At 67.6% G+C, this 8899-nt stretch carries 10 protein-coding genes; 2 read left to right on the forward strand and 8 right to left on the reverse strand.

Annotated features, from left to right (window positions below; all coding sequences use genetic code 11):
• Position 1 precedes the first annotated feature (1 nt).
• The 6 genes from ACT54X_RS27520 to ACT54X_RS27545 form a co-directional block, all read right to left on the reverse strand.
• Positions 2-1933 (reverse strand): autotransporter assembly complex protein TamA, encoded by a 1932-nt coding sequence (locus tag ACT54X_RS27520; protein WP_476349753.1) that lies wholly within the window; start codon positions 1931-1933, stop codon positions 2-4.
• A gap of 91 nt (positions 1934-2024) precedes the next feature.
• Positions 2025-3212 (reverse strand): vWA domain-containing protein, encoded by a 1188-nt coding sequence (locus tag ACT54X_RS27525; protein WP_294378153.1) that lies wholly within the window; start codon positions 3210-3212, stop codon positions 2025-2027.
• Positions 3213-3215: 3 nt separating this feature from the next.
• Complete coding sequence (locus ACT54X_RS27530) at positions 3216-3509, reverse strand: type II toxin-antitoxin system RelE/ParE family toxin (RefSeq protein WP_017759648.1); 294 nt, start codon at positions 3507-3509, stop codon at positions 3216-3218.
• 4 nt (positions 3510-3513) lie between these two features.
• Complete coding sequence (locus ACT54X_RS27535; protein WP_294378157.1) at positions 3514-3729, reverse strand: addiction module protein; 216 nt, start codon at positions 3727-3729, stop codon at positions 3514-3516.
• 1 nt (position 3730) lies between these two features.
• Entirely contained in the window at positions 3731-4339 is a 609-nt protein-coding gene (locus ACT54X_RS27540) for a GNAT family N-acetyltransferase (protein WP_294378160.1), read from the reverse strand.
• A 48-nt stretch (positions 4340-4387) separates the two neighbouring features.
• Positions 4388-5230 carry an AAA family ATPase gene (locus ACT54X_RS27545; protein ID WP_017759645.1) on the reverse strand — a complete coding sequence of 281 codons (843 nt, stop codon included), beginning with the start codon at positions 5228-5230 and terminating at the stop codon, positions 4388-4390.
• 142 nt (positions 5231-5372) lie between these two features.
• Between ACT54X_RS27545 and ACT54X_RS27550 the strand changes: the two genes are divergently transcribed.
• Positions 5373-6056, forward strand: coding sequence for a c-type cytochrome (locus ACT54X_RS27550; protein ID WP_294378166.1), 684 nt, complete (start codon positions 5373-5375; stop codon positions 6054-6056).
• Positions 6057-6158: 102 nt separating this feature from the next.
• Here ACT54X_RS27550 and ACT54X_RS27555 read toward each other — a convergent pair whose 3' ends face one another.
• Positions 6159-7004, reverse strand: a complete 846-nt coding sequence (locus tag ACT54X_RS27555) for a class III extradiol dioxygenase family protein (protein WP_476349757.1) — start codon at positions 7002-7004, stop codon at positions 6159-6161.
• A gap of 20 nt (positions 7005-7024) precedes the next feature.
• Entirely contained in the window at positions 7025-7378 is a 354-nt protein-coding gene (locus ACT54X_RS27560) for a protocatechuate 4,5-dioxygenase subunit alpha (RefSeq protein ID WP_294378173.1), read from the reverse strand.
• 81 nt (positions 7379-7459) lie between these two features.
• On the opposite strand from ACT54X_RS27560, the gene ACT54X_RS27565 reads away from it, so the two are divergent.
• A complete protein-coding gene (locus ACT54X_RS27565) occupies positions 7460-8368 on the forward strand; it encodes a LysR family transcriptional regulator (protein WP_476349759.1) in 909 nt (302 codons plus the stop codon).
• Positions 8369-8899 lie beyond the last annotated feature (531 nt).

Genomic DNA, 8899 nt, shown 5'->3' on the forward strand with positions numbered 1-8899 from the left:
GTCAGAAGCTGAATCCCAGGCGCAGGTGCAGCCGGAACTTGCGTGTCTCCACGCCATAGCCCAGATCGGCCTGCACCGGCCCCACCGGGCTGCGCCAGCGGGCGCCGAAGCCCACGCCCACCTGCGGCTTGTTGAGCTGGCTCACCTGGTCGGCCACGCTGCCGGCATCGACGAAGACCACGCTCTCCCAGGCCGAGACCTTGTTGTTGAAGACCAGCGGCTTCTGCCATTCGGCGCTCAGCACGGCCAGGTAGCGGCCGGCCACGGTGGCGCCGCTCGCATTGGTGGTGCCGATGGAGCGGTAGGCGTAGCCGCGCACGCTGGTGTCGCCGCCGGTCAGGAAGAGCAGGGTGGAGGGGATCTGCGCATCGTCCTTGGCCGTCACGGCGCCGACCTGTGCCCGCAGCGCCAGACGCGACTGGCGCGCCAGGCCGGGGGCGTCGCCTTCGGACACGCTGCCCAGCGGCAGGATGTAGAGCGAGCGCACGTCGGCGCGGGTGAAGGGCCGCTGGGCGCCGCTCAAGGTGTAGCCGGCGCCCAGCTCCAGGCCCAGGCCCCAGCCTCGGCGCGGCGCGCCGGCGTCGTCGAAGTAGCGGCCGGTCCAGGACCAGTTGGCGCTCAATGCCGAGGCCGAGGGTGGCGCACCCAGGCCGCGGTTGAGCGCGTAGTCGTACTGCAGGTAGTAGGCCCGGTCGATCTTCGGGTCGGACTTGCTGCGGCCGAAGCGGGCTCGGCCGCTGTCGACCTCGTAGTCGCCCGACAGGTCCTGCTTGAGTTCGCCCGAGGTGATCCAGCGCCAGCCGTCGTCGCCGGGAATCGCGCTCCATTCGCTGTTGAGCGAGCGCGTGTCGCGGTCCACCGAGAGCTTGGTCACCGCGCGCCAGCCCAGCAGCGGCATCTGGTTGTGGATGTGGTCGGCCGACAGCCGCGGCCCGGAGTCGGAGGTGAAGCCCGCCCCCAGCACGATCTTCTGGAGCTTGGCCTCGCGCACCTGGGCGACCACGGTGGCGGCCTGCGGGTCGGCATCGGTGTCCAGCGTGAGGAAGACCGAGTCGTAGTAGCCGCTGCTGGCCATGCGGGCCTGGGCATCGAGCAGTTCCTGCTGGTCGTAGGGCTGGCCGGAGGGCACGCGTGCGATGCGCCGCGCGCCGTCCACGCTGTAGCGCTCGGCGCCGCGCACTTCCAGGGGGCCGAAGCGGTAGGCGGGGCCCGACTGGTAGGTGACCGACAGCCGGGCTGTGCCGGCATCGGCGTCGATGTCGGCGCGGCTCAGCGAGATGCTGCCGGTGGGAAAGCGCTGCGCCACCAGCTTGCGCAGGCCGGTGTTCTTGGCGCCGTCCCAGGTCGACTGGGTGAAGTCCTGGCCGGGCGACAAGGTCCAGCCGTCGCGGATGGCCTTGCGCTGGGCGGCGGTCTTCTCGTCGGTGGCGGTGGCGATGGGGCCGGCGAAGTCCACCTGGGCTGCCGTCACCTTGGTGCGCGGGCCCGGATCGACCTGGATGCGCACCTCGTAGGGCACGGCGGCGTCGGCCGGCAGGTCCACCAGTTCCATCTTGAGCGTGGGCGTGAAGTAGCCCAGCGTGCCCAGCAGCTCGCGCGCATTGGCGTCGGCGGCCACCATCAGGCGGGAGATTTCGGCCAGCTGCAGGTCGTCCAGGCGGCGGTAGCGCTGCAGCTCCAGGTGCTGCTCCAGCAGTTCGCGGGCTTCGGCGGGACCTTCGACGCGCACGTTGAAGCCGTGCCGCCCGCCCGAGGCGTCTGTGCCGTTGCTCGTGAGGGCCGACGGCGCGTCGTCGGCGCCCGCCTTGTCGTCCTTGTGCCGGCCGGACAGCAGGCTGCAGCCCTGCAGCAGCAGGGCACCGAGAAGCAGCAGCACAAAAAGAAACGCCGGCGTGCGTGCCGGCGTCGGTCGACGGGAATCCACCCTGGGCATGGGCAGCATTCTGGCATCGGCCTCGAGGCCGCCATGTCGGAATGCCGCCCGTCCTGCGGGGGCTTGCCGATGCGAGTTCGGCGGCCTTGTGCTACTTCGACAGCAGCCGCATCGCGTCTTCCAGCCCCTTGAGCGTCAGCGGGAACATGCGCTGCGACATCAGCTGCTGGATCACCGAGATGCTCTGGCGGTATTGCCACACGCCCTGCGGCTCGGGGTTGATCCAGGCGAACTTGGGGAAGGCGTGCGTCAGGCGCTGCAGCCATTCGGCGCCGGGCTCCTCGTTGTTGTATTCCACGCTGCCGCCGGGCTGCAGGATCTCGTAGGGGCTCATGGTCGCGTCGCCCACGAACACCAGCTTGTAGTCCTTGTTGTACTTGCGGATGATGTCCCAGGTCGCGAACTTCTCGCTGAAGCGGCGGCGGTTGTTCTTCCACATGAAGTCGTAGACGCAGTTGTGGAAGTAATAGAACTCCAGGTGCTTGAACTCGGTCTTGACGGCCGAGAAGAGTTCTTCGACGCGTGCGACGTGCTCGTCCATGGTGCCGCCCACATCCATCAGCAGCAGCACCTTGACGTTGTTGTGCCGCTCGGGCCGCATCTTGATGTCGAGGTAGCCGGCATTGGCGGCGGTGCGGCTGATGGTCTGGTCCAGGTCCAGCTCGTCTTCATGCCCCTCGCGCGCGAAGCGGCGCAGCCGGCGCAGCGCCATCTTGATGTTGCGCGTGCCCAGCTCCTGGGTGTCGTCGTAGTCCTTGTACGCGCGCTGCTCCCACACCTTGACGGCGCTCTTGTTCTTGCCGACCCCGCCGATGCGGATGCCCTGGGGGTTGTAGCCGCCGTTGCCGAAGGGCGAGGTGCCGCCGGTGCCGATCCACTTGCTGCCGCCCTCGTGGCGCTCCCTCTGCTCCTCCAGGCGCTTCTTGAGCGTCTCCATCAGCTCGTCCCAGCCCATCTTTTCGATGGCGGCCTTCTGCTCGGGCGTGAGCTCCTTCTCCAGCACCTGGCGCAGCCAGTCCAGCGGCACTTCCTTGGTGAAGTCTGTGAGCATCTCCACGCCCTTGAAGTAGGCGGCGAAGGCGCGGTCGAACTTGTCGTAGTGCTTCTCGTCCTTCACCAGCGCGGTGCGGCTGAGGTAGTAGAAGTCGTCCATGCCGAAGGCATCGTCCGAGTTCGGGCCCACCACGTCGGCCTGCAGGGCCTCCAGCAGCGTGAGGTATTCCTTGACCGACACGGGCAGCTTGGCCGCGCGCAGGGTGTAGAAGAAGTCGATCAGCATGGGTCAGGCTCCTGGCCAGCGCTCGGGACTCTGGCGGAAATGGACGCACGCCAGCACATGGACATGCTGGCCTTCGATCCGATAGTGCATGGCGTAGGGAAAGCGGCGCAGCTTGGCGCTGCGATAGGCGCCAGGCCCGTGGCGGAAGCGCTGCGGATCGCGCGAAAGCAATTCCACCAAAGCGGCGACGCTGCGCAGGAGTTCGGCGCCAAGGCCCGTTTGCTTCGCTTCGTACCACTCGAAGGCCATGCGCAGGTCTTGTTGCGCAGGCTTCTCGAGATGCACTTCGAACTGCATCGATTCAGAGCCGGACGCCCAGCGATGCGGCGAGTTCGGCGGGCGTGCATGCGGTGCCGGGATTTGCCTGAACCCACGCCCAGCGACGGTCGAGCTCTGCCTTGAGTTCTTCGCTCAGCGGCGGCATGAGGTCCTGGTCGATGCTGTCCCACAGATCCTCGACGAGTTGCAGCTTCTCGTGCACACCGAGTTGGGCGATTTCTTTCGGGAGTGCGCTCATGTCAGCCTCCTGAGGCAAGACGGGGTTTGTCCATCAGGTACAGCAGCTGCGCCTTCACCTCCGGCCACTCGCCGGTGCGCAGGCTGTACATCACGGTGTCGCGGATCGTCCCGTCGCGGCGCAGGGCGTGGCCGCGGATCACGCCGTCCTTCTTCGCGCCCAGGCGCTCGATGGCGCGCTGGCTGGCGAAGTTGAAGTTGTCGGTGCGCCAGCCCACCACATGGCACTGGAGCGTCTCGAAGGCATGGCGCAGCAGCAGGAACTTGCAGGTCGTGTTGACATGCGTGCGCTGCACCCGCTTGGCATACCAGGTGTAGCCGATCTCCACCCGGCGGATGGTGGGCACGATGTCGTGGTAGCTGGTGGTGCCGAGCACCGTGCCGCTGGCCTCGTCGAGCACGGCGAAGGCCAGGCGGCTGCCGTCCTCGCGCATCTTCAGGGCCTGGGCGATGTAGGTGGCGGTGTTCTCGGGCTCGGGCACCGAGGTGACGCGGATGTTCCAGAGTTCGCCGTCGGCGGCAGCGGCTGCCAGGCCCGACTCGTGTGCGGGCGCGAGGGGCACCAGACGCACGCCGCGCTCGCTCAGTTCAACGGGGTCGACGAAGGCCATGGCAGCTTGGCAGGTGGGCAGGACGGTCGTTGCAGCGGCGCAGGCCGATCAGCGATTGTTGCGCTGCATGAACACCAGCTTCTCGAACAGGGTCACGTCCTGTTCGTTCTTGAGCAGCGCGCCCACCAGCGGGGGCACGGCGACCTTCTCGTCCTTGCTCTGCAGGGCCTGCAGCGGGATGTCCTCGGCGACCAGCAGCTTGAGCCAGTCCAGCAGCTCCGAGGTCGACGGCTTCTTCTTCAGGCCGGGCAGGCCGCGCACGTCGTAGAAGGTCTTCATCGCCGCGGCCAGCAGTTCCTGCTTGAGGTCGGGGAAATGCACCTCGACGATGCGGCGCATCGTTTCGGCGTCGGGGAACTTGATGTAGTGGAAGAAGCAGCGGCGCAGGAAGGCGTCGGGCAGCTCCTTCTCGTTGTTGGAGGTGATGAACACCACCGGCCGGTGCTTGGCCTTGATGAGCTGGCGCGTCTCGTAGCAGTAGAACTCCATCCGGTCCAGCTCGCGCAGCAGGTCGTTGGGGAATTCGATGTCGGCCTTGTCGATCTCGTCGATCAGCAGCGCCACCGGCTCGTCGGCGGTGAAGGCCTGCCACAGCACGCCCTTGACGATGTAGTTGTGGATGTCCTTGACCCGCTCGTCGCCCAGTTGCGAATCGCGCAGGCGGCTGACGGCGTCATACTCGTACAGGCCCTGCTGCGCCTTCGTGGTGGACTTGATGTGCCACTGCAGCAGCGGCAGGCCCAGCGCGCTGGCGACTTCCTCGGCCAGCATGGTTTTGCCGGTGCCCGGCTCGCCCTTGACCAGCAGCGGGCGCTTGAGGGTGATGGAGGCGTTGACCGCCAGCATCAGGTCCTGCGTGGCGACGTAGTTGTCGGAACCCTTGAATTTCATGGATGGCTTGCAGTGGGGAAAAGCGGGAGAAAGGTGCGCCCGATGCACGTGCGATCAGGGCTTTCCAGCGGGTCGGCGCAAGGGTCGGCTTCCTATAATCGCCCGCCGATCCCCCAAGTCCTCACGAGATTTTGCGCGCAAAATGAACAAGCTGTTGACCACGATGTTTGCCCTCGCTGTCGCTTGCGTGACCAGCGTGGCCTCCGCGCAGAAGGTGACGGGCAATGCCGACAACGGTGCGAAGAAGGTGGCCATGTGCGTGGGCTGCCACGGCATCGTGGGCTACCAGGCCAGCTTCCCCGAGGTGCACAAGGTGCCCAAGATCGCGGGCCAGAGCGCCGGCTACATCACCGCGGCGCTCACCGCCTACAAGGGCGGCGACCGCAAGCACCCGACCATGCGGGCCATCGCCGACACCCTCACCGAGCAGGACATCGCCGACCTGGCCGCCTACTACTCGGCCCTGGGGCTGAACGACGGGGCGGCGCCGCCGGCCAATGCCGCGGCACCCAGCGACAAGGTCCAGGCCCTGATCGCCCGCAATGCCGACAACAGCTGCACCAAGTGCCACGGCGCCAACTTCAACACCCCCAATGACGTCACCGTGCCCAAGCTGGCCGGCCAGTACGGCGACTATCTCTTCGTGGCGCTCAAGGCCTACAAGACCAGCCACCCCCTCGTCGGCCGCTCCAACGCGGTCATGGGCACGCAGGTCAAGCCCTACAGCAACGCCGAACTCAAGCAGTTGGCCCAGTACATCGCCTCGTTGCCGGGCGAGCTCAAGACGGTGCCGGAGTCCGAACTGCACCGCACGGCCAGCAAGTAAGCGGGGCAGCCCCAACCAAAAGGCCTGCGAGGCGATTGCCCGCGGGCTTTTATTCATGGGGCTCTTTCTTTCTGGCGGCCCCCGATGGCGGGGCCGCGCGCGTCAGGCCGTCTCCAGCGCCAGCAGCGCCGTTGCGGTGTTCGAGATCGGCAGGTGGTAGTTGGCGTGCACCTTGCGCACCGACGGGCCTGCGGCGGTGAGCGCCCCGCGCATGGCCAGCCACATCAGCAGCTCCACGCCCTGGGTGCCGGCCTTCTCGACGATCTCGTGAATCGAGAACTGCGTGGCCCATTCCGGGTTGGTGAGCAGGCTGTCCATGAACTGCAGGTCGAAGCGCTTGTTGATGTGGCCGGCGCGCGTGCCGTCCAGCTGGTGCGATAGCCCGCCCGAGGCGACGAAGAGCACGCGCCGGTCCTCGCCCCAGGCCGCCACCGCCTCGCCGACGGCCTTGCCCAGCGCATAGACGCGGCTGGCCTTGGGCAACGGGAACTGCACCGTGTTGATGCACACCGGCACGATCGTCACCGGCCAGTCGCCCTGCGGCCACAGCAGCTTGAGCGGCAGGGTGCAGGCATGGTCGACCAGCATCTCCTGGCAGCTGACGATGTCGAAGTCGCGCTCGCCGAGCGTGTTGATCAGCTGCCACGACAGCGCCGGCTCGCCCCCCACCGGCGGCTGCGCCGGAATGCCCCAGCCCTCGTCGGCCGAGGGGTATTGCGACGCCGCGCCGACGGCGAAGGTGGGCATCTTGTCGAGGAAGAAGTTGAGCCCGTGGTCGTTGTAGAACATGACCACCACGTCGGGCCGCGCCGTCGCCAGCCAGTCGTGCACGGGCGGGTAGCCGTCGAAGAAGGGCTTCCAGTAGGGCTCGGCCTGCAGGCCCTTGTGGATCGCGTTGCCGATGGCGGGGATGTGCGAGGTGCCGACGCCGCCGATGATCGTGGCCATGGAATGTCTCCGGGTTTGTGTTACTGGAAGTTGGCTGCGACGAGCCGGGCCTTGAATTCGTCCTTGGAGAGGCCGGTCTGCTGGGCGCCGATGTCCTGCATGTCCAGCTTGAAGATGCCCGCGAACTTGGCCAGGTAGTAGGCATTGCCGCCCGCAGCGATCAGCTGCAGCACGTTGCGCGCGCGGATGGCCGCGGCCTGCTCGGCATTGAGGCCATAGCGGCGCATGTAGCCCTCCTCGTCGGCCAGGAAGGCCTGGCGATTGGCTTCTTCGTTGAAGGAGAAGCACATCTTGTTGAGCGCGTAGCCCTTGCGGGCCTGATCGCCGTCGAACAGGGTGGTGCCCTCGATGGGCCCTGGCGTGGGGGTGGTCATGCGGTCTCCTCGTCGATCCCGTGGTGAAGGAAGGCCGCCAGTATTCGCCTGCCGTTGCCAAAGATAAACCGATGGATCATCATGGATCGCATGAGCGATTTCGATTGGTCGGATCTGGATGCCCGGCTGCTGCGCCTGCTGGTGGCGGTGGTGGAGACGGGTTCCATCACCGGCGCGGCGCAGCGCCTGGGTGTCACGCAGTCGGCGGTGAGCCATCTGCTGGACAAGCTGCGCGCCATCACGGGTGACCCGTTGTTCGTCAAGTCGGGCCGCGGGATCGTGCCGACGGCCCATGCGCAGGCGCTGGCGCCGCAGGCGCGCGAGCTGCTGGCGCAGCTGCAGGCCTTTGCGCGGCATGCGCGCTTCGATCCGGCGGCCTGGCGCGGCGCGCTCACCATCGCCGCCAACGATTTCCAGCGCGAGGTGCTGCTGGTGCCGCTGGCCGCGCGGCTGCGGGCGCAGGCGCCGGGGCTGGTGCTGCGCGTGCTGCCCTCGGACGTGCCCACGGCCGAGATGCTGCGCAGCGGCCAGTGCCAGCTGGTGGTCAGCCCGCGCCCGCCCGAGGGCAGCGACATCGTGCAGAAGCGCCTGTTCGAGGACCGCTGGCGCGTCTTCTACGACCCGGCCGTGCGCGAGGCGCCGGCCACGCGGCGCGAATGGCTGGCCGCGGACCATGCCACGGTGGTCTATCCGCCCCAGCGGCGCATGGCGCTGGACGAGGCGCTGGCGGCGCGAGGCATCGAGCGGCATTTTGTGGTCACGGTACCGGGCTTCGCGGGTCTGCCGGCCTTCCTGCGCGGCACTTCATTGCTGGCGACGGTGCCGGGGCTGCTGGGTGAGGGACTGATGCGCGAGTTCGCCAGCGCGGCGGTGCCGGTCGCCTGTCCGCCGTTGCCGATGTACATGGTGTGGCATCTGCGCCACCAGCAGGATGCGGCGCACCGGTGGTTGCGCGAGCAGCTGGCGGCGGTGGTGCCGGCGCGGCGCTGAGTCCTGCACTGGGCGGTCAGTTGCCTGGCTGCGGTGGCCGCGTCGCCGGGACGGTAACCCGGCAGAGGACGTCGGCATGCGCGCTCCCGGTGCACGCTCGCGCTGACCGACTTGCTGCACGGGACGGGTGCTCGCTCTACACCGACGTGCTTGGGACACTGCACGGCGCCGCGAATGGCTCCTCCGCACGCACACCGCCATCCTCCGCCTCGACGCTGCGCCTCAGCTGCCGGGTTCGTCCGTCCAAGTCCTCACTCCGTTCGCCCTGAACTCGTCTAAGGGCAGAGCGGCGCGCGGCTCAAAGGCGGGCCGTCCTCACCTGCCTCGGTTCCACCTTGCTGGGTGAGGCTTCGACAGGCTTGTATGGTTTGGCTCCCATCAACCAAACCGTAAGAAAGGGCGAGGAGCCGGGATGTAGGGACATCGACAAGCATCGGCGGTAGCTTCAGACCCCACCGACCGACACCCTGAGTCATCACCCCATCCCTGCGCCGAGCGTCGATAAGGAACCTGGCGACGTCGCATGCGCTG

Source organism: Pseudacidovorax sp. DMC4 (genome assembly GCF_056314265.1).